This window comes from Pseudaeromonas aegiceratis, assembly GCF_046254905.1.
Taxonomy (GTDB): Bacteria; Pseudomonadota; Gammaproteobacteria; order Enterobacterales; family Aeromonadaceae; genus Pseudaeromonas; species Pseudaeromonas aegiceratis.
This window is the reverse complement of the sequence record NZ_CP158016.1, coordinates 774,549-794,839: the sequence shown is the minus strand read 5'-3', so window position 1 is coordinate 794,839 and position 20,291 is coordinate 774,549. Positions and strand designations below refer to the sequence as shown.

The following is a 20,291-nucleotide window of genomic DNA, read 5'->3' as shown; positions in this document are numbered from 1 at the left end:
TTGCGGGCCGTTAGCCCTGACACAAAGAATGCATTATCATAAGCGGCTAACATAATGTAATGCCCGGCAAAGCACAACCAAGCCCCTCGGCGGCCCGGGCCCCTGCAAGGACCAATTCGGACGATGCGCAACCCCTCCACAGGTTTCACCGCCCTCGTGCTGACCTCTGTACTCTGGGCACCCGCCGCACTGGCGCAACTGCAGCTGGGAGCCGGGGTGTTTGACGAGCGCTGCTATCCCAATGTGCCGCCCCTGGTGGAGGCCGATGACAACGAGAAGGCCCAACCGGTGGAGGTCACCTCCGACCGCGCCGAAGCCACCCAGCAGGGCAAGGCCGTCTATCAAGGGGATGTAGAGGTCAAGCAGGGCCTCAAGCAGTTCAGCTCCCAGTACACAGAGCTGGATCAGCAGACCCGGCAGGTCACCGCCCACGGCGATATCCGCTACAAGGACGGCAGCGTGACCCTGGTGAGCCAAGGCGAGCTCAAGGGGGATCTCAACAGCCGGGAGTCCACCATCAGCCAGGCCAGCTACCAGCTGCACGGCTCGCCGGCCCGCGGCCAGGCCAAGCTGATCCAGCTCAACGAAAAAGAGAGTTCGGTGAAACTCAGCGGCGCCGAATTCACCACCTGTCCCCTGGGGCAGGAGATGTGGAAGCTCAAGGCCAGCGAGGTCTCGCTGGATCAGGACGAGGTGTTCGGTGAGGCCTGGAATGCCAGCCTCTGGATCAAGGATGTCCCCATCTTCTACGTGCCCTACATGAGCTTCCCCATCAAGGATGAGCGCAAGTCCGGCCTGCTCTACCCCACCATGGGTTACTCCAATCGCGACGGGGTGGACTTCGCCCAGCCCATCTACTGGAATATCGCCCCCAACTACGACATGACCTTCACCCCGCGCTACATCCAGGAGCGTGGCACCATGGCCCGGAGCGAGTTCCGCTACCTGCCGTGGGAGGGCAGCCAAGGCAGCCTGTATGGCGAATGGCTGGGGGATGATCGCAAGATGGATGACGCCAGCCGCTGGCTGATCAACATAGAGCACCAGACCAAGGCCATGGATGATGCCTTGCGTTTGAAGGTGAACTATACCCGGGTCACGGAGAAGGATTACAACTACTTCAACGATCTCTCCCCCTCGGTGGGCACCCTGGTGGACAACCAGCTGCAGCAGTCCCTGACCCTGGGTTACTACCAGCCCAACTGGAACCTTACCGGCGAGGCGCGGGACTACCAGATCCTGCTGGCCGACGCCGTGCTCCCCCATAAGTTGCTGCCGCGCCTCAACTTCAACGCCTACTTTCCCGCCAGCGGTTACGATCTGGCACTGAAGACGGAGCTGTCCAACTTCGATCACGAAAGCAGCAACTTCTACCGCGGCCAGCGCTTCCACATCGAGCCCCAATTCAACCTGCCGCTGCTGGCCGCCCCCGGCTATCAGCTCGACAGCCAGTTCCGTCTGATGTACACCCACTACCAGCAACAGCTGCCGGATGATTACGACAGCAACCTGGTGGCCCTGGGACTCAATCATCTGGACGAGCAGGTTAACCGGACGCTGCCGTCGGTGCGGGTCGCCGGCAAGCTGATCTTCGATCGCCAGGACTACTGGCAGAACCGGCCCTTCACCCAGACCCTGGAACCCCAGTTCCAGTATCTGTATGTGCCTTACCGCAACCAGGACAATATCGGCCTGTATGACACCACCACCATGCGCCAGGAGTACTACAGCCTGTTTAGCGATCGCCGCTACGCCGGCCTGGACCGCATCAGCGATGCCAACCGGGTGAGCGTGGGGGCCACCAGCCGGGTGTTTGATGCCGAGGGTACTGAGCGGGTGCGCCTGACCCTGGGCCAGTCCTACGATCTGTCCCCCCCCAGGGTGACCTTCTACCCCAAGGAGGTGGTGAGCACCAACTCCCGCTCCCTGCTCTCCTTCCGCGGCGACGTGCGGCCCCTGCACCACTGGTTCGGCCATACCGGGGTGGAGTACGACACCCAGCAAAACCGCTTCTCCGCCGGCAGCGCCGCCGTGGAATACCAGCAGGAGCAGTGGCTGGGTCAGATCAACTACCGCTATGTGCGGGAGGCCAACCTGGATTTGAATGATCCCGACTCGGTCACCGACATCAGCCAGCTGGGCCTGCTGTCCCGCTTGCCGGTGGCGGACCACTGGCAGCTCATCGGTGCCCACTACATGGATGTGCAGGAAGGCACCGACCTAGACTCCCTGCTCGGCGTTCGCTACGACGCCTGTTGCTGGAGCATCAACCTGGCCTTCGAACGCCATCGCCGGCCGGATAACGCCAGCCTGACCGCCGAGACCGAAAACAAGCTGGGCCTGCAATTTGAACTCAAGGGGCTGGGAAGCATCGGCTCGGGTACCGACTTTACGCTGGATACCCGCTTGTTGCCTTACAGCCGCCCGTTTAACCTCAACGATTAATCATCGGCCACCACCGGGAAGTCATCGATATGAAGAAACCCCTTTTCCACTGGTTCAGCGCAGCCCTGCTGGCCTTGGGTAGTCTGAGCCTCCACGCCGCACCGCAACCCCTGGACCGGGTCGTGGCCGTGGTCAACAAGGACGTGGTTCTGCAAAGCGAGCTGGACAACCTGCTCAACAAGGTACAAAAGGATGCCCAGCGGCATAACCAGTCCCTGCCCCCCTACGAGCAGCTGCGCAAGCAAGCCCTGGAGAGTCTGATCGGCGACAGCCTGGTGCTGCAGCTGGCGGATCAGCAGGGTCTGCAGGTCACCGACTCCCAACTGGATCAGGCCATCGCCTCCATGGCCGCCGAGCAGAACACCAGCGTCGACGCCCTGCTCAAGCAGGCCGAGCAGGACGGCCAGAGCCCGGCCCAGTTCCGCGACGAGTTCCGCCGGGAGATGCTGATGAGCGAGGTGCGACGCAACCAGATGCGCCAGCGCATCAACATCTCCGAACAGGAGGTGCAGCAGGTGGTCAAGTTGCTGCAGCAGCAAGGCGACAAGCAGCAGCAATACCATGTGGGCCACATACTGCTCTCCCTCTCCCCTTCAGCCGACAGCGATGAACAGCAGCGGGTGGCCAGCAAGGCGGCCCAGATCATCGACGCCCTGAAGAAGGGGGCCGACTTCAAGCAGCTGGCCATCGCCGAAAGCGCCGGGCCCAAGGCCCTGCAGGGCGGTGACTGGGGCTGGCTGACCCTGGAAGCCATGCCCACCCTGCTGGCCGAGGCCGCCAAGGACGCCAAGCAGGGCGACGTGGTGGGCCCGCTGCGCTCCGGCGCCGGCCTGCACATCGTCAAGATCTTCGAGACCAAGGGGGTGCAGCAGGTCACCAGCATGGAGGTGAAGGCCCGCCATATCCTGATCAAGCCCTCCATCATACTGACCGATGACAAGGCCAAGGAAATCCTCGCCGGTCTGGCCCAGGACATCCGCTCCGGCAAGAACAGCTTCGCCAAGCTGGCCCAGCAGTACTCCGAAGATCCGGGCTCTGCGGTACAAGGCGGCGAGCTGGGTTGGGCCAGCCCGGACATGTACGTGCCCGAGTTCAGCGCCATGGTGAAGAAGCTGCCGGTAGGCCAGGTGAGCGACCCGTTCCGCACCGTACACGGCTGGCACATCGTCGAGGTGGAAGATCGCCGCGTCCAGGACGCCACCAGCCAGGCCATGGAGAACCGCGCCTATCAGCTCATCTACAACCGTCGCTTTGCCGAAGAGTCCCAAGGCTGGATGGATGAGCTGCGCGATGGCGCCTACGTCAACATCATCGACGAACACAAGGGGGCCTGATGGAACCCGTCGCACGCCTCGTTCTCACCCCGGGGGAACCCGCCGGCATAGGCCCGGATCTCATCCTGGGGCTGGCCGATCAGGCCTGGCCCGTGGCCCTGGTGGTGGTGGCCGATCCCCAGCTGCTGGCCGAGCGGGCCCGCCTGCTGGGCCGCACCCTGCAGTTCGAGACCTATGATCCGACGCAGCCGGCGCGCCCCCAACCGGCCGGCGTGCTGACGGTGCTGCCGGTGCCGCTGCAAGGCGCGGTCACCCCGGGCCAGCTCAACGTCGCCAACGGCCCTTACGTGCTGCAGACCCTGCAGCGGGCCGCCGAGGGCGCCCTGACCGGCGAGTTTGCCGCCCTGGTGACGGGCCCGGTGCACAAGGGCATCATCAACGATGCCGGCGTGCCCTTCAGCGGCCACACCGAGTTCTTCGCCGAGCTGGCCGGGTGCGATCAGGTGGTGATGATGCTGGCCACAGAGGGGCTCCGTGTGGCGCTGGCCACCACCCACCTGCCCTTGAAGGATGTCTCCGCCGCCATCACCCAGGCCAGCCTGGGGCGCACCCTGGACATACTGCAGCAGGATCTGCAGCGCCAGTTCGGTCTGGCCAAGCCGCGCATCTATGTCTGCGGCCTCAATCCCCATGCCGGGGAGAGCGGCCACATGGGCAAAGAAGAGATCGAGGTGATCGAGCCGCTGCTGGAACAAAAACGTGCCCAGGGCATGGATCTGGTGGGGCCCCTGCCCGCCGATACCCTGTTCCAGGACAAATATCTGCGCCACGCCGATGCGGTGCTGGCCATGTACCACGACCAGGGATTGCCGGTACTCAAATACAAAGGCTTTGGACGAGCCGTCAACATCACCCTGGGCCTGCCCTTCATCCGCACCTCGGTGGATCACGGCACCGCCCTCGAGCTGGCCGGTCGCGGCCAGGCCGACATGGGCAGCCTGCTCACCGCATTGCAGCAGGCCATCAGCATGGTAAGTACACGCAATGAGTAACGACAAGGTTCACCAGGGCCACCGCGCCCGCAAGCGCTTCGGCCAAAACTTCCTTCACGACGACTACACCATAGATGCCATCGTCTCGGCCATTCACCCGCAAAAAGAAGACATCATGGTGGAAATCGGTCCGGGCCTGGGGGCGCTGACCGAGCCGGTCGCCTCCCAGGTGGACAAGCTGCAGGTGGTGGAGCTGGACCGGGATCTGGCCGCCCGCCTGCGGGAGCACCCCACCCTCAAGGACAAGCTGGTGGTGCACGAGGCCGATGCCATGCGCTTCGACTTCTCCGCCCTGGCCCAGCCGGGCCGCCGGCTGCGGGTGTTCGGCAACCTGCCCTACAACATCTCCACCCCGCTGATGTTCCACCTGCTGGAGACGGCGCCCCAGATCAGCGACATGCACTTCATGCTGCAGAAGGAAGTGGTGGAGCGGCTGGCCGCCGGCCCCGGCAGCAAGGCTTATGGCCGGCTGAGCGTCATGGCCCACTACTACTGCAAGGTGATCCCGGTGCTGGAAGTGGGCCCCGAGGCCTTCAAGCCGGCACCCAAGGTGGACTCGGCGGTGGTGCGCCTGGTGCCTCACGAGACCCTGCCCTTCCCGGCCAAGAACCTCAACCACCTGTCCCGGGTCTGCACCGAAGGCTTCGGCCAACGGCGCAAGACCATCCGCAACTGCTTCCGCAACTTCATCACGCCGGAGCAATTGACCGCGCTGGGCATAGATCCTACTCTGCGACCAGAGAACCTCTCCCTGGCCCAGTTTGTGGACATCGCCAACTGGCTGACCGACCACCAAGAAGGATAAGCATGCCAAGCCGTCTGCAGATCCGCGCCACCCCCCAGTATCAGGCCGAGCTGTCGAATGCAGACGAGGCCCGCTACTGCTTCACCTATCACATCGAGATAGTCAATCAGGGAGAGGAGCGGGTCCAGCTGCTGGAGCGGGAATGGCTGATCACCGACGGTGACGGCCAGCAGCAGACGGTGCGCGGCCCCGGGGTGGTGGGGGAGCAGCCCTTCATCGCCCCCGGCGAGACCTTCGACTATCAGAGCAGTGTCACCCTGCGCACCCCGCTGGGCTTCATGACCGGCTTCTATCAATTCCAGGATCAGCAGGGTGGCCTGTTCAAGGCCGAGATCCCCCTGTTCACCCTGGCCGTTCCCCATCTGCTGCATTAAGCGTCTGGTTGTATGGCTATCTATTGTGTTGGAGATGTTCAGGGCTGCCTGGACGAATTGCTGGCCCTGCTGGCGCTGGCGCGTTTTGACGCCCGCCACGATGAGCTGTGGCTCACCGGCGATCTGGTGGCCAGGGGCCCCAAGTCCCTGGAGACATTGCGCTTTGTGAAAGGACTGGGCGCGCAGGCCACCACTGTGCTGGGCAACCATGATCTGCACCTGCTGGCCACCGCATCCGGCCATGCCCAGCCCAAGAAGAAAGACAAGCTGGAGGCCCTGTTTGCCGCCCCGGACAAGGAGGAACTGCTGGACTGGCTGCGCCACCGCCCCCTGCTGGCCGAACACCCCAGGGTCCCCTTGATGATGTGCCACGCCGGCCTGTCCCCCCAATGGGATCTGGACCATGCCCGGGAGGCCGCCCGGGAGGTGGAGGCCCTGTTGCAGAGCGACCATGCCGACTGGCTGCTGAGCCACATGTATGGCAACGAGCCGGCCCACTGGGATGATCGCCTGGCGGGCCTGCCCCGCTGGCGTTACATCATCAACTGCTACACCCGGATGCGCTTCTGCTATCCCGATGGTCGGCTGGACTACCGCGCCAAGGGCTCGCCAACCCAACCGCCCCCCGGCCTGCGGCCCTGGTTCGAGCTGCGGCCCCGTGCCGAACACGAGCCTACCCTGCTGTTTGGCCACTGGGCGGCCCTGATGGGTAACTGCAAGGTGCCGGAGATCTATGCCCTGGACACGGGCTGCGTCTGGGGCAACAGCCTGACGCTGCTGCGCTACGAAGACAGGGCCATCTTCTCCCTGGGTTGCCCCGCCTACGCCAGCGGGGACTGACCGCGGGAACGCCGCTAGGCGCGGATCAGGGTCTCGAAGCGATAGGGATAGGGGTTTTTCTCATCCGGCTCATGGGCCTCTGAGGCGATACAGTGCCAGCCAAGCTGCTCGTAGGGCGGGAAGCGGGTATCCCCCGCCACCGCCAGATCGATGTGGGTCAGATAGAGACAATGGGCCAACCCCAGGGCCTGGGCATAGAGCTGGCCACCGCCGATGATCATCACCTCGTCACAGCCCGCCACGGCGGCTAACGCCTGCTCCAGACTGCCTGCCACCGCCACACCGTCCGCCTGCCAGGCCGGATCCCGGGTGATCACCAGATTGCGCCGGCCGGGCAGGGGGCGCCCTATGCTCTCGAAGGTGCGGCGACCCATGACCACCGGCTTGCCCAGGGTCACGGCCTTGAAATGGCGCAGATCCGCCGGCAGATGCCAGGGCATGGCGTTGTCGGCACCTATGACTCTGTCATGGGCCATGGCGACGATCAGGGAGATTTTCATGCTCATACTATGGGTCGGTTCCGGAACAGGATAAGCGGCGGGATCGCCAGGCCGAAGCTCAGCGCCACCAGGATATAGAGGGTCTGCAGGCCATTCTCGATGGCGGCGCTGATCAGGTGGCTGCTGGCCCCCTCGTTGTTCATGGTCATCACGGCGATGATGGTGTTGAAGGCATACTTCCCCGGGATCATGGGGATGATGGAGGCCACGGTAAACACGGGTCTGGGCACCAGCTGCCGGCGTGCCACATAGACAAACAGCAGGCCCACCGCCGCACTGGCCACTAGCGTGCCCCACTCGATGGGCATGCCCCAATGGATAAGGATGGTACGCAGGCTGTGGGCGAAGGCCCCGCCCATGGCGCAGTACTTGAGGAAGCGGGGCGGCACCGAGAAGATCATGGCAAAGCCCACCGCCGGAATGGCCGACCAGAAGGCATCCCACAGCGCCAGGATTAGAAACTCCCTCATGGCTGCCACCCCCACACCCCGGTGAGCTTCATGGCCAGCACTATGCCGGTGGTGGCACTCAGGGTCAGCATGGTGGCGGTGAGCCAGCGGGCCAGCCCCATGTTGTAGTAGCCCTTGACCACATCAAACACCGCATTGATCAGGGGGAAACCCGGCACCAACAGCAGCACACAGGCCGCCATGGCCAGCTCCGGCTTCTCGCCCCAGCCGAACATGATGGCTGAACTGGCCAGCACGGTGGAGACGAAGGCGGTGGCGGCGAAATTGAGCAGCGGGCTGAAGTGGTGGGCGGCGAACTGCTGACGCACCCACATGGCCACGGCGGCCGCCACGCAGGTGACCCCGAAGACCGGCCAGTCACCACCGAACAACAGGCTGAAGCTGCCGCAGGAGAGGCCTATCATCAGCACCACCAGGTAACGGTTATACCGGTAGGGGCGGATCTCCTCCAGATGGCGACGCACGTCGTTGACGTTCTCCAGCAGGCCCCGCTCGGTGAGCACGCAGATGCGCTGAATGGCACACAGCACCCCCATGTGGATGCCGAACTCATGGATGCGGCGGGTGGTGGTGATGCAGGAGCCGTGGTTGAGGGTGGTCAAGATGATGGCGCTGGGGGTGATGGCCATCTCCACGCTCTCCACCCCCAGGGCCAGGCCCAGGCGGGTGGTGGTCTGCTCTATGATGCGGCTCTCGGCGCCGCAGGAGGCCAGCATCTGCGCCGCCTTGACGATGACGCGCGTCACCTCGGTCTGGGCGTCGCGGCTTAAATTTTCACGGGTCTGTGACATGGGCTCATCCCTGAACGTGTCGATAGCAACTGACAGAGTCAGCCGCACGAGTATACCGGCCAGCCCTGGGCACAGGCCAACCTAGCATTAAGTGTGCCGCAAAACGTTCTCCCCCGCCATGCGGTGGATCAGGCTTGTCAGCAGACTGATCTGCAATCCCATCTGGTAGATGAGCCAGGCATAGCCCTGGGCATTGAAGCCGGCCGCATCCCCCGCCAGCTCCTCTTGCATCTGCAGCTTGAGCCGCTGCAGACCGCCGTCATCCTTGGGCGGCAGGAAGGGACTCTCCCCGGCACAAAACGCCGCCAGGGCCAACAGCTGCTGCCCCATCTGCTTGGCCTGCAGGCTGATGGCGTAATGCCGCTGAATGCTCAGGGCGCTGGCACTGTTCTCCCAGCGGGTCTGGGCCAGCAACTCCAACAGCAGCAGACAGCGCGCCTGGGCCTGGATCAGTTCACCTATCTCGCCATCAAAGCGCCGCAGCCGCCGGCTCTCCAGGGTCACGGAGCGGCGCAGTCCCTTCTGCCGCTGCACCCGCTGATCGATACCGGACAACAGGCTGCGGGTGCGCAGCGGCCGGTGCACGTTGGTGGACAGGTGCATCTGCCAGACCTTGGCCATCCGCATCAGGCTGTCGGAGAGCAGCCAGCGCCACTCGTTGCGGGCCCGCAACGGCAACACCAGCTGGGACACCGCCACGGCGATGAAACAGCCCAAGAGGATGGTGCCGGTGCGCCAGACCGCCTCCGTCATCCCTTGCTTGCCACCGTCGATGACGATCATCAGGGTAAAGCCCGCCACCAGGTAGGAATACCCCATGCGACCACTGGCGCGGTAGGCGGTGAGAGCGATCCCCAACAGGGTCAGGCCGGCGATGACCGCCGGGTTGGCGGTCAGGCTCAGGATCAGGATGCCGTACAGCGCCCCCAGTATGGTGCCCACCACCCGCTGCAACGACTTCTCCAGTGTGCCGCCGACCTGCGGCAGGGTCAGCATGATGATGACGATGGTCACCGAGGTCCAGGCGAAATAGGGCACCGGATAGAGGTCGTTGATCAGGTGGGCGATGAGCAGCGCCAAGGAGATCTTGAAGACGTGAATGACACGGATGTGGCGGTAGATGAAGCGCGCCAGGGGCGAGGCAGGAGCAAATACGCTCATGGGAACCAACTCCAGAACCAAAAAAGCCCTCCGCGAGGCGGAGGGCTTCCGAGCTTAACGGGTGTAGATGATCTCTACGTCGTAATCATCCTCGTCCCAGTCATCGTCATCATCGTCGTCGTCGACCTCCTGCTCGGCCGCTTGGATGGCCTGCTTGTGGTAGTCATCCCACATGAATTCGACCCGGTCAGGCTGCTGTGCCGCCACCTCGCTCAGCTGCGGCAGGGTTTCCAGCAACTTGATGACGTCGTAGCAGATGGGATCCGTGCCTTCCTTGTTGAAGGCTGAGATACGGTAGACGGGACCTTCCCAGCCCAGCGCCTCGGTGACCCGCGCTATGATCTCGTCCGCCTCTTCCGGCAACACCAGATCCAGCTTGTTGAACACCAGCCAGCGGGGCTTGGCCGCCAGCTCAGGGCTGTACTTCTCCAGCTCGTGGATGATGGTCTGGGCGTTTTGCGCCGGATCCGAGCCATCCACCGGCAGAATATCGATCAGGTGCAGCAGCACCCGGCACCGCTCCAGGTGCTTGAGGAAGCGGATCCCCAGACCGGCCCCTTCGGCCGCCCCCTCGATGAGGCCGGGAATGTCCGCCACCACGAAGGACTTCTGGGACTGCACCCGCACCACCCCCAGGTTAGGCACTAGCGTGGTGAAGGGATAGTCCGCCACCTTGGGACGGGCCGCCGACACGGCGCGGATGAAGGTAGACTTGCCGGCATTGGGCAGCCCCAGCAGGCCCACGTCGGCCAGCAGCAGCAGCTCCATACGCAGCTGGCGGATTTCCCCCGGGGTGCCGTTGGTCTTCTGCCGCGGCGCGCGATTGACCGAGCTCTTGAAGCGGGTGTTGCCCAGACCGTGGAAACCGCCCTTGGCCACCATCAGCTTCTGACCGTGCTGGGTCAGATCCCCCAGGATCTCGCCGGTATCCTCATCCCGCGCCCGGGAGCCGACCGGGACGGTCAACACCAGATCCGCGCCACGGGCCCCGGTACAGTTGGCGCCACGGCCATTCTCACCCCGTCCGGCGGCATGGAAACGCTCGAAACGGTAGTCGATCAGGGTGTTGAGGTTCTCGTCGGCCAGCAGATAGACGTCGCCGCCATCACCACCGTCGCCACCATCCGGTCCCCCCTTGGGGATATATTTTTCACGGCGGAAACTGACACAGCCGTTGCCACCATCCCCGGCTTCGACCCGGATCAGCACTTCATCGACAAACTTCATACACTCACATCCCCTTACACCCGGTCTCACCGGATGCCATTAAAGAGAACCAACCTCACGCCCGGCGACGCAGATAATCCAACAGCCCATTGCCCAGCACCGTCAGCTGAGCGCCGCCCACCACCAGACAGGCCCCCAGGATGGCCCAGCCATCCGGTGCCCGCCGGGCAAAGCCAGGCCACAACATCTCCAGCAGCTGGCTCAGCAATATGGTCACCAGCGGTACCTGGGTCAGCACGGCGCTGATCTTGGTGGCCGACCAGAAGCACAACGCCTCAGAAAAAGCCCCATACGACACCACCGTATTCAAGCTGGCAAACAGCAAGATCCACCACAGGGTGCCGGACATGGGGATCAGCTCGGCGGGGGCAGAGAAGGGCAGATAGGCCAACGCACACGCCAGATACACCACCAGCATCACCTGCTGCGCCGGCACCCCCTGGATCAGGCGCTTCTGAGCCAGACCATAGCAGGCCCAACAGCTGGCAGCCACTATGGCCAACAGTATCCCCAGGCTCTCGCCGGCCAGCTGGGATACCAGCAGAGCCAAGCGGTCATGGAAAAACAGTATCAGCCCCACCAGCAACAGCAAGGCCCCTAACTGCTGCACCCGGGTAAAGGTCTCCCGATACAGCAAGACACTCATCAGCATCAGCAAGATGGGGCCCAGCTGGATCAAGACATTGAAGCTTTCCGGATCCAGCCGCTGCAGCGACAGCAGGCAGAACAGATAGTTGAGCCCCAACCCCAACACCGCCACCGCCAGCAGCCCCTTGTGCCGCAACAGGTGGGTCAGACTGGGCAACCCCTGTCGCCACGCCAGGCCGGCGCCCAACAGCAGGGCGGACAGGGAGAAGCGGAACCAGGTCAGGGTAAAGGGATCCAGCACCGCCAGCAGCTGGTGCAAGGCGATAGGCAAGGCACCCCACAACAACATGGTGGTACAGGCCAGGACAAAACCTAAAGCGGGGCGTTCTTGCATGGGCTACCCAAAACAAAAGGCCCCGCCAATGGCAGGGCCTCTTTTAACCAGTCCGGAATTACTCAGCAACGATGCTGACGTACTTACGATTCTGCGGACCCTTCACCTCGAACTGAACCTTGCCGTCAGCCAGGGCGAACAGAGTGTGATCCTTGCCCAGGCCTACGTTCACACCAGCGTGGAACTTGGTACCACGTTGACGAACGATGATGTTACCAGCCAGAACAGACTCACCACCGAAACGCTTCACGCCCAGGCGCTTACTTTCGGAATCACGGCCGTTACGAGAAGAACCGCCAGCTTTTTTGTGTGCCATCTCTTGGGTCTCCTATTATGCAGAAATGCCAGTGATCTTGACTTCGGTGAACCACTGACGGTGGCCCTGTTGCTTACGGTGGTGCTTACGACGACGGAACTTAACGATCAGCACCTTGTCGCCACGACCATGAGCAACCACTTCAGCGGTGACCTTGCCACCAGCCACGAAGGGAGCACCCACCTTAACGTCTTCGCCTTGGGCGACCATCAGGACCTTATCGAACTCAATGGTGGCACCAGTTTCTGCTTCCAGCTTCTCCAGGCGTACTACCTGACCTTCAGCGACACGGTGCTGTTTTCCGCCACTTTGGATAACCGCGTACATGTTCAAACTCCAATACGGCACCTGTTTTTGCCAACGCAATCAGGTACACAAAAACTTAATGACAATGGGCGCGCATTCTACGCAACTTGCCTGGGGGTGGCAAGAGGGATCTGCCGGAAAAGTTCAATTGCTGATCAATTGACGGCACGCGCACTCCCGCGCGTCGGGCACTGCACTCCCCGGCCATTTCATGTAGAATCCATGCCATTGTTACCGGGACGTGAATGCCCTAATGGACGCAGTATCTAGACCTATGGCTCAAAACGCAATCACAGAGTTGTCAGCCCAGGACATGCAGGCGGTCAACGCCTTGATCATTCAACGGCTGCAGTCCGATGTCAGCCTGATCAACCAACTGGGCTACTACATCATCAGCGGTGGCGGCAAGCGCATGCGTCCCCTGCTCACTGTGCTCAGCGCCAAGGCCTTAGGCTACCAGGGTGATCTGCATATCAAGCTGGCCTGCATCATAGAGTTCATTCATACCGCCACCTTGCTGCACGATGACGTGGTGGACGAGTCCGAACTGCGGCGCGGCCGGGATACGGCCAATCAGCTGTTTGGCAATGCCGCCAGCGTGCTGGTGGGGGACTTCCTGCATACCCGCTCCTTCCAGATGATGGCGGAGCTGGGCAACCTGAGGGTGATGGAGATCCTCTCGGAGGCCACCAACATCATCGCCGAAGGCGAGGTGATGCAGCTGATGAACTGCAACGATCCCGACACCAGCGAGCAGCAATACCTCTCGGTGATCTACTGCAAGACCGCCAAGCTGTTCGAGGCCGCCACCCGGCTAGCCGCCGTGCTCAGTCAGCAACCCGCCCACATAGAGCGGGCCATGCAGGAGTATGGCAAGCACCTGGGTACCGCCTTCCAACTGGTGGACGACGTGATGGACTACACCTCCGCCGCCGATGACATGGGCAAAAACGCGGGTGACGACCTGGCCGAAGGCAAACCCACCCTGCCCCTCATCCATGCCCTGGCCAATACCTCGGGTGACGAGCATGCCCTGTTGCGGGCAGCCGTGGTGGAACGCAACGGCATGGCACACTTCGACGCCATCCTGGCGTTGCTAAAACGGACCGGCGCCTTCGAATACAGCCTGGCCCAGGCCAGACGCGAAGCCGATACGGCCATCGCCGCCCTGGCCCCCTTGCCGGATGGCCCCTATAAGCAGGCCCTCTGTCAGCTGGCCGAGATGGCCATCGCCCGCAACCACTAAGGCACCCAGCGCGCTTAGCCCGGTGGGCTGCGGCACCATCAGGCGAAAAAGCAGAAGGCCGGTCAATGACCGGCCTTCTTTAGTGCATCGACATCGCCTCAGTCGGCAAAGGGGTGACGCAGTATGATGGTCTCATCCCGATCCGGACCGGTGGAGACGATATCCACCGGCACGCCGGTGATCTCCTCGATGCGGCGGATGTAAGCACGGGCATTCTCCGGCAGTTCTGCCAGGCTCTTCACCCCGAAGGTATTCTCGCTCCAGCCAGGCAGGGTCTCAAACTCGGGCTCCACCTGCTCGTAACCGTCGGCGGCCATGGGGGGCACATCGCGGATCTCGCCGTTGGGGAAACGGTAGCCGGTGCAGATCTTCACCTCGGTCAGCCCATCCAGCACATCCAGCTTGGTCAGGCAGAAGCCAGAGAGTGAGTTGATCTGGATGGCCCGCTTCATGGCCACCGCATCGAACCAGCCACAGCGGCGCTTACGGCCGGTGGTGGCGCCGAATTCCTGACCCTTCTGTCCCAGACGCTCACCGATCTCATCGAACAGCTCGGTGGGGAAGGGACCCGCGCCCACGCGGGTGGTATAGGCCTTGGCAATCCCCAGCACATATTCCACGTAACGCGGACCAAAGCCGGAGCCGGTGGCCACACCACCGGCGGTGGTGTTGGAAGAGGTCACGAAGGGGTAGGTGCCATGGTCGATGTCCAGCAAGGTGCCCTGGGCCCCCTCGAACATGATCTTGTCACCGTTGCGGCGCGCCCGATCCAGCAGATCGGTCACATCCACCACCATACCGGTCAGCAACTCGGCATAGCCCTTAGCCTGTTCCAGTACCTCGTCGTAGGAGACGGCTTCCACACCATAGTACTGGGTCAGCTGGAAGTTGTGATACTCCAACACCGTCTTGAGCTTATCGGCAAACTGAGCCATGTCGAACAGGTCGCCTACCCGCAGGCAGCGACGGGCCACCTTGTCTTCGTAGGCCGGGCCAATACCGCGTCCCGTGGTACCTATGGCCTTCTTGCCCAGGGCCTTCTCACGGGCCTGATCCAGGGCGATGTGGTACGGCAGGATCAGCGGGCAGGCCTCGCTCAGCAGCAAACGCTCGCGCACCGGGACCCCGCGGGCCTCCAGGGTGGTCATTTCCTTGATCAAAGCTTCGGGAGACAGCACGACGCCGTTGGCGATGATGCACTTGCAGTTGTCGCGGAGGATCCCGGACGGGATCAGATGGAGGACGGTTTTTTCACCGCCAATGACCAGGGTATGTCCGGCATTGTGGCCGCCCTGATAACGAACTACGTATTGCGCCTTGTCGGTCAACAGATCGACGATCTTACCCTTGCCTTCGTCACCCCACTGGGTGCCCAAGATTACGACACTCTGTCCCATCTTTCGTATCTACAATGTGGTTAAAAATGGATTCTAACAAAGTTTGACCAGGCTCGGAACGCCAAAATGGCCAGAAAATGGCCAGTCAAACCCACCTAAATGGCTACCTATCCCTGGTGCAGCCAGGTCAACACCAAGACAGCTCCGATCGCAACCATTACCCCGCCAATCCGTCGTGCCTTGCCTGGCACCAGCTGCGCCAACTCGCGCAACCCGCTCAGCCAGGCACGGGGAAAACACAGGGGCAACACGCCCTCCAGCAGCAGCCAGAGGCCGAGAAACAGCGTCAAATCATGCATGAATTTACCCGGGCAGGAAAATAAAAATGGGGTCTGACTCAGACCCCATGGTGTTTACCCGCAATTCCAGTCTATTTGCCTGTCTGCGAGTCAAAATAGCGGAAGAAATCGCTATCGGGTTTCAGCACCATCACATCGCGGCCGCTGTCGAAACTCTTTCTGTACGCCTCCAGGCTGCGAACAAAGCCAAAGAACTCGGGGTTCTGCTTATAGCTGTCGGCATAGACGCGGGCCGCCTCGGCGTCCCCTTCCCCCTTCAGCTTGCTGGCATTGCGCTCGGCATCGGCGATCATCACAGTCACCCGGCGATCGATGTCGGCGCGGATAAACTCGGCCTTCTCCCGCCCCTGGGATCTGTGCTCCCGGGCCACGGCGTTACGCTCGGCACGCATCCGCTGATAGATGGAGTTGGACACCTCCAGCGGCAGGTTGATCTGCTTGATCCGCACATCCACCACCCGGATGCCCAGCTCGGAGGAGCGTGCCATCCGCTTGAGGGCCTCTTCCATCACCTCGGTCCGCTCACCGGAGACGATGTCCTTGATGGTACGGCTACCGATCTCGGAACGCAGACCGTTGTTGATCTTGCGCTTGAGCAGGGACTCCGCCTGCAGGCGGCTGCCACCACCGGTGGCCAGATAGAACTTGGCAAAGTCTTCGATACGCCATTTGACGTAGGAGTCGATGATCAGGTCCTTCTTCTCGGAGGTGACGAAGCGGTCCTCCTGACCATCCAGGGTCTGGATACGGGCATCCAGCTTACGGACGTCATCGATGAGCGGCACCTTCCAGTGCAGGCCCGGTTCGTAGACCAAGGGCTCGGTACTGTCGGCAATCCGCTTCACCTTGCCAAATTGCAGGACTATGCCCCGCTCCCCTTCCTTAATCACAAACACGGACGAGGCGAAGATAAGGGCGATCACGGCCACAGCGGCCAACACAATACGTTTCATCGCTTAATATCTCCCGCTGCTGAATCGGTCGGAACTGCGCAAGGGGCTGCTATTCACCCCATCAGCGGTATCAGAGGTGGACTTGTCGCCGCTGTAATTGCTTGACGGCGTACTCAGCCGCGCGGCCGTGCTACCGCTGGCCGGCTTGTCGGTACCGCCGGTGGCACCCAGCTTGTCCAATGGCAGATACACCAGGCTGTTGCTGCCCTCGGGCAGATCCACCAGCACCTTGTTGGCCTTCTGGTAGATCTCTTCCATGGTTTCCAGATACAGACGCTTGCGGGTCAGCTCAGGCGCCGCCAGGTACTGGGGCAGCAGCTGATTGAAGCGCGCCACTTCCCCATTGGCCTTCAGCACCGCCTGCTCCTTGTAGCCCAGGGCCTCCTCTTCCAGGCGCTTGACCTGGCCACGGGCCTTGGGTTCCACCTCACGGGCATAGGCTTCCGCCTCCCGGATGAAACGCTCTTCGTCTTCCTGGGCGGAGATGGCATCGTCAAAGGCGTCCTTCACCTCTTCCGGCGGTCGCGCCGGCAGGAAGTTGACGTCCACCACCACGAGCCCCATCTTGTAGGGGTCGGTGATCTGCTCCAGCACCTGCCAGGTGTCCTGGCGCACCTTCTCCCGGCCCTTGGTCAGCACATCATCCATGTTGGTATGACCCACCACGTAGCGCAGGGCGCTGTCGGTGGCCTGGCTGAGGCTGTCCACCGGATTGGTGACGCTGTACAGGTACTCCCGCGGGTCAGCGACGCGATACTGCACATCCATCTCCACCCGCACCACGTTCTCATCCTGGGTGAGCATGAAGCCGGAGGCGGAGAGTGACTGCACAGACTCCACATCCACCGGGCGCACGTCGTCGATGAAGGTGGCCTTCCAGCGCAGGCCGGGCTCCACGATCTCATGGAATTTACCAAAGCGGGTCACGACACCCCGCTCGGCTTCCTTGATGGTATAAAAGCCACTGACCGCCCAAACCACAACGACCACGGCCAGCACCACGGCCAACCCCAGCAGACTGAATTCGCCGCCGGGACGGCGACCGCCCCCCAGCACAGACGAGACTTTCTGCATCAGGCTGCGCAGCAGCTTGTCCAAATCAGGCGGCGCCTGATTCTTCCCCGAGTTGCTCCAAGGATCGCGATCCTTTCCGCCATTACCGGGCTCGTTCCAAGCCATTCCCATCTCCAAAATCAATGTGATGTGTTCAACTGTAACAAGCTATCAAGCGACAATAAAGGTCAGCAACGCATCCCCTTCCTGCTTGACGAGCCTGTGCCAATCCGTCCTAGGAAGCCTCACTTGCATCCGTGTGCTGCCATCCTCGGCAAACTCCTCCTGCTGCACCGCCCCCATGGCAAACAGGCGGCTGCGCAAGCGCCCCGCCGTCATCGGCAGCGACAATTGAAACTCAACATAGCTGACCGCCAGCAATTCGTTCAGTGCGGCCAGTAGCAAATCACAACCGGCGCCGGTCAGGGCAGAGAGATAAACCGCCCGGGGACGACCGTCCTCGTCCCGCTCCAACCGGGGCTCCCCGCCGGCCAAGGCATCCACCTTGTTGAACACCAGCAGTTGCGGCACCTCGGCGGCCTCAATCTCCTCCAGCACCAGCTGAACCTGATGCATATTGTCGGCCATCCTCTCGTCGGCACAGTCGATGACATGCAGCTGCAGGTCCGCCTCACGGGTCTCCTGCAGGGTGGCCTTGAAGGCCGCCACCAGATCATGGGGCAGATGACGGATAAACCCAACCGTGTCCGCCAGGATCACGGTGCCCACTTCGGGTAACTCGATGCGCCGCAGGGTGGGATCCAGGGTGGCAAACAGCTGGTCGGCCGCATAGACCTCGGCACGGGTGATACGATTGAACAGGGTGGACTTACCGGCATTGGTGTAGCCCACCAGGGAAACCACGGGGATCTCGTTACGCTGACGCGCCCGCCGTCCCTGCTCCCGCTGCTTCTCCACCTTGGCCAGGCGACCGACTATGCTACCGATCCGCACCCGCAACAGTCGCCGGTCGGTTTCCAGCTGGGTTTCCCCCGGACCTCTCAAGCCGATCCCCCCTTTCTGGCGCTCGAGGTGAGTCCAGCCCCGCACCAGGCGGGTAGAGAGGTGACGCAGCTGAGCCAGCTCCACCTGCAGCTTGCCCTCGTGGGTACGGGCCCGCTGGGCGAAGATATCCAGGATCAGGGTGGTGCGGTCCAGCACCCGGCACTCAAACAGCCGCTCCAGGTTACGCTCCTGGGCCGGACTCAGGGCGTGATTGAAGATCACCAGATCGGCGCCCAGCTGACGCACCTCGTGGGCAATCTCCTCGGCCTTGCCGGTGCCGATAAAATACTTGGCGTGCGGGGCGGTGCGGCGCGTGGTGAACACCGCCAAGGGCGTGGCGCCCGCCGAGGTCACCAGCATCTTCAGCTCGGCCAGATCCTCGTTGGCACTCTCATCGGAAAAATCGACATGCACCAGGACGGCCTGTTCGCCGGCCTCATAACGGTCAAACAAGCTTTAGCTCCTTGTCAGAGAGGGCCCGAGGCAGAACGCCTGGGGCCGGACTCTCTGGCAGACAATACAAACGGGTAGCGCAGGAGAAGATTACTCTTCCCCTTGTTGTGGCTCGCCGGCAGGCGCCCCGCCAGTGGCCTGATGATGGGGCACGGGGCGCGCCGGGACCACGGTAGAAATGGCGTGCTTATACACCATCTGGCTGACGGTGTTCTTCAGCAGGATGACAAATTGATCGAAAGACTCTATCTGCCCCTGCAGCTTGATGCCGTTGACCAGATAGATGGAAACAGGGATACGCTCCCGCCGCAACGCATTGAGAAACGGATCCTGCAGTGATTGCCCCTTAGCCATTACTTAATCCTTATTGTTTGTAGTAGTTGATTTAAAAGCGCTCAGGTGACCCGATTATACAGACAGGCCCCAAATCTAACCAATCTTGCGTAATAGTATCTCTACATTGTCAGGTGCATCGCTGTCCAGCCATGAGACCTCGGACCAGCCACGCAACCAGGTCATCTGGCGCTTGGCCAGCTGACAGGTGGCCACTATGCCACGATAGACCATTTCATCGTAGTCCATCTCACCATCCAGATGAGCCCACATCTGACGATAGCCCACACAGCGAATGGACGGCAGGCCGGGATGCAGATCGCCCCGGGCACGTAACCCCACCACCTCCCGCTCGAAGCCTGCCGCCAGCATCTGGTGAAACCGCTGGGCGATGCGCTCGCGCAGCAACTCCCGCGTCTGGGGAGCAATGGCAAATTGGCAGACCCGGTAAGGTAACGTCTCGCCCTGGGTCCTTGTCAAATCGGTTAAGGTACGTCCTGTCAGTCGGAATACCTCCAGCGCCCGGCTCAGGCGCTGGGGATCGTTGGGATGGATCCGCGCGGCGGCCACCGGATCTATGTCCGCCAGTTCCCCATGCAGCGCCAACCAGCCCCGTTGCTGGGCCTCTCGCTCAATCTGGGCCCGCACCGCCTCATCGGCGGCAGGCAGCGGCGAGAGCCCCTCCAGCAGCGCCTTGTAATAGAGCATGGTGCCGCCCACCAGCAGCGGGATGCGCCCCTGGGCGCTGATCTTGGCCATCTCGGCCAGGGCATCCTGGCGAAAATCCGCCGCCGAATAGCTCTCGGCGGGATCGCGAATATCGATGAGGCGGTGGGGGGCCTGGGCCAGTTCGGCCGCCGAGGGCTTGGCCGTGCCTATGTCCATGCCGCGATAGATGAGGGCCGAGTCGACGCTGATGATGTCGCAGGGCAGACGCCGGATCAGCTCCATGGCCAGGGCCGTCTTGCCGGATGCGGTCGGCCCCATCAAAAAAATCGCTAAGGGCCGC

The 20,291-nt window shown here is 62.4% G+C and carries 22 protein-coding genes; 7 read left to right on the top strand and 15 right to left on the bottom strand.

The window, feature by feature from the left end; translation table 11 throughout:
* The first annotated feature begins 123 nt into the window (after nucleotides 1-123).
* Genes lptD through ABHF91_RS03955 form a run of 6 tightly spaced genes read left to right on the top strand, consistent with a single transcriptional unit; the run spans nucleotide 124 to nucleotide 6,790 of the window.
* On the top strand, nucleotides 124-2,445 hold the full coding sequence (gene lptD, locus ABHF91_RS03980; protein ID WP_409422179.1) for an LPS assembly protein LptD: 2,322 nt from the start codon (nucleotides 124-126) through the stop codon (nucleotides 2,443-2,445).
* A gap of 29 nt (nucleotides 2,446-2,474) precedes the next feature.
* Complete coding sequence (surA, locus tag ABHF91_RS03975; RefSeq protein WP_409422178.1) at nucleotides 2,475-3,779, top strand: peptidylprolyl isomerase SurA; 1,305 nt, start codon at nucleotides 2,475-2,477, stop codon at nucleotides 3,777-3,779.
* Nucleotides 3,779-4,771 carry a 4-hydroxythreonine-4-phosphate dehydrogenase PdxA gene (pdxA, locus tag ABHF91_RS03970; protein WP_409422177.1) on the top strand — a complete coding sequence of 331 codons (993 nt, stop codon included), beginning with the start codon at nucleotides 3,779-3,781 and terminating at the stop codon, nucleotides 4,769-4,771. The genes surA and pdxA overlap by 1 nt, the downstream gene beginning before the upstream one ends.
* Nucleotides 4,764-5,576, top strand: a complete 813-nt coding sequence (gene rsmA, locus ABHF91_RS03965; protein WP_409422176.1) for a 16S rRNA (adenine(1518)-N(6)/adenine(1519)-N(6))-dimethyltransferase RsmA — start codon at nucleotides 4,764-4,766, stop codon at nucleotides 5,574-5,576. Before pdxA ends, rsmA begins: the two co-directional genes overlap by 8 nt.
* Before the next feature lie 2 nt (nucleotides 5,577-5,578).
* Nucleotides 5,579-5,950: a Co2+/Mg2+ efflux protein ApaG gene (gene apaG / locus ABHF91_RS03960; RefSeq protein ID WP_409422175.1), complete on the top strand. Its 372-nt coding sequence runs from the start codon at nucleotides 5,579-5,581 to the stop codon at nucleotides 5,948-5,950.
* A 12-nt stretch (nucleotides 5,951-5,962) separates the two neighbouring features.
* Complete coding sequence (locus ABHF91_RS03955; RefSeq protein WP_409422174.1) at nucleotides 5,963-6,790, top strand: symmetrical bis(5'-nucleosyl)-tetraphosphatase; 828 nt, start codon at nucleotides 5,963-5,965, stop codon at nucleotides 6,788-6,790.
* A gap of 14 nt (nucleotides 6,791-6,804) precedes the next feature.
* On the opposite strand, the gene folA is transcribed toward ABHF91_RS03955, so the two are convergent.
* The 8 genes from folA to rplU form a co-directional block, all read right to left on the bottom strand.
* A complete protein-coding gene (gene folA / locus ABHF91_RS03950) occupies nucleotides 6,805-7,290 on the bottom strand; it encodes a type 3 dihydrofolate reductase (RefSeq protein ID WP_409422173.1) in 486 nt (161 codons plus the stop codon).
* 2 nt (nucleotides 7,291-7,292) lie between these two features.
* Nucleotides 7,293-7,760, bottom strand: coding sequence for a threonine/serine exporter family protein (locus ABHF91_RS03945; protein ID WP_409422172.1), 468 nt, complete (start codon nucleotides 7,758-7,760; stop codon nucleotides 7,293-7,295).
* Nucleotides 7,757-8,551 carry a threonine/serine exporter ThrE family protein gene (locus ABHF91_RS03940; RefSeq protein WP_409422171.1) on the bottom strand — a complete coding sequence of 265 codons (795 nt, stop codon included), beginning with the start codon at nucleotides 8,549-8,551 and terminating at the stop codon, nucleotides 7,757-7,759. The genes ABHF91_RS03945 and ABHF91_RS03940 overlap by 4 nt, the downstream gene beginning before the upstream one ends.
* An 87-nt stretch (nucleotides 8,552-8,638) precedes the next feature.
* Nucleotides 8,639-9,712, bottom strand: a complete 1,074-nt coding sequence (locus tag ABHF91_RS03935) for an FUSC family protein (protein WP_409422170.1) — start codon at nucleotides 9,710-9,712, stop codon at nucleotides 8,639-8,641.
* 54 nt (nucleotides 9,713-9,766) lie between these two features.
* Entirely contained in the window at nucleotides 9,767-10,939 is a 1,173-nt protein-coding gene (cgtA, locus tag ABHF91_RS03930; RefSeq protein WP_409422169.1) for an Obg family GTPase CgtA, read from the bottom strand.
* Nucleotides 10,940-10,994: 55 nt separating this feature from the next.
* Complete coding sequence (locus ABHF91_RS03925) at nucleotides 10,995-11,921, bottom strand: DMT family transporter (RefSeq protein WP_409422168.1); 927 nt, start codon at nucleotides 11,919-11,921, stop codon at nucleotides 10,995-10,997.
* 58 nt (nucleotides 11,922-11,979) lie between these two features.
* Nucleotides 11,980-12,237, bottom strand: coding sequence for a 50S ribosomal protein L27 (gene rpmA, locus ABHF91_RS03920; RefSeq protein ID WP_345012641.1), 258 nt, complete (start codon nucleotides 12,235-12,237; stop codon nucleotides 11,980-11,982).
* A 15-nt stretch (nucleotides 12,238-12,252) separates the two neighbouring features.
* Nucleotides 12,253-12,564: a 50S ribosomal protein L21 gene (gene rplU / locus ABHF91_RS03915; RefSeq protein WP_345012639.1), complete on the bottom strand. Its 312-nt coding sequence runs from the start codon at nucleotides 12,562-12,564 to the stop codon at nucleotides 12,253-12,255.
* A 253-nt stretch (nucleotides 12,565-12,817) separates the two neighbouring features.
* Here rplU and ispB point away from each other — a divergent pair, with 253 nt between their 5' ends.
* On the top strand, nucleotides 12,818-13,789 hold the full coding sequence (ispB, locus tag ABHF91_RS03910; RefSeq protein WP_409422167.1) for an octaprenyl diphosphate synthase: 972 nt from the start codon (nucleotides 12,818-12,820) through the stop codon (nucleotides 13,787-13,789).
* 98 nt (nucleotides 13,790-13,887) lie between these two features.
* Here the strand turns inward: ispB and ABHF91_RS03905 are convergent, their stop codons facing one another.
* The 7 genes from ABHF91_RS03905 to miaA form a co-directional block, all read right to left on the bottom strand.
* Nucleotides 13,888-15,186 carry an adenylosuccinate synthase gene (locus ABHF91_RS03905; RefSeq protein ID WP_409422166.1) on the bottom strand — a complete coding sequence of 433 codons (1,299 nt, stop codon included), beginning with the start codon at nucleotides 15,184-15,186 and terminating at the stop codon, nucleotides 13,888-13,890.
* Nucleotides 15,187-15,293: 107 nt separating this feature from the next.
* Entirely contained in the window at nucleotides 15,294-15,485 is a 192-nt protein-coding gene (locus ABHF91_RS03900; protein ID WP_409422165.1) for a DUF2065 family protein, read from the bottom strand.
* Nucleotides 15,486-15,556: 71 nt separating this feature from the next.
* Nucleotides 15,557-16,438, bottom strand: coding sequence for a protease modulator HflC (gene hflC, locus ABHF91_RS03895; protein WP_409422164.1), 882 nt, complete (start codon nucleotides 16,436-16,438; stop codon nucleotides 15,557-15,559).
* A gap of 3 nt (nucleotides 16,439-16,441) precedes the next feature.
* On the bottom strand, nucleotides 16,442-17,617 hold the full coding sequence (gene hflK, locus ABHF91_RS03890; RefSeq protein WP_409422163.1) for an FtsH protease activity modulator HflK: 1,176 nt from the start codon (nucleotides 17,615-17,617) through the stop codon (nucleotides 16,442-16,444).
* 45 nt (nucleotides 17,618-17,662) lie between these two features.
* On the bottom strand, nucleotides 17,663-18,949 hold the full coding sequence (gene hflX / locus ABHF91_RS03885) for a ribosome rescue GTPase HflX (RefSeq protein WP_409422162.1): 1,287 nt from the start codon (nucleotides 18,947-18,949) through the stop codon (nucleotides 17,663-17,665).
* 90 nt (nucleotides 18,950-19,039) lie between these two features.
* A complete protein-coding gene (hfq, locus tag ABHF91_RS03880) occupies nucleotides 19,040-19,303 on the bottom strand; it encodes an RNA chaperone Hfq (RefSeq protein WP_409422161.1) in 264 nt (87 codons plus the stop codon).
* 75 nt (nucleotides 19,304-19,378) lie between these two features.
* Nucleotides 19,379-20,269 carry a tRNA (adenosine(37)-N6)-dimethylallyltransferase MiaA gene (miaA, locus tag ABHF91_RS03875; RefSeq protein ID WP_409422160.1) on the bottom strand — a complete coding sequence of 297 codons (891 nt, stop codon included), beginning with the start codon at nucleotides 20,267-20,269 and terminating at the stop codon, nucleotides 19,379-19,381.
* Nucleotides 20,270-20,291: the final 22 nt, after the last annotated feature.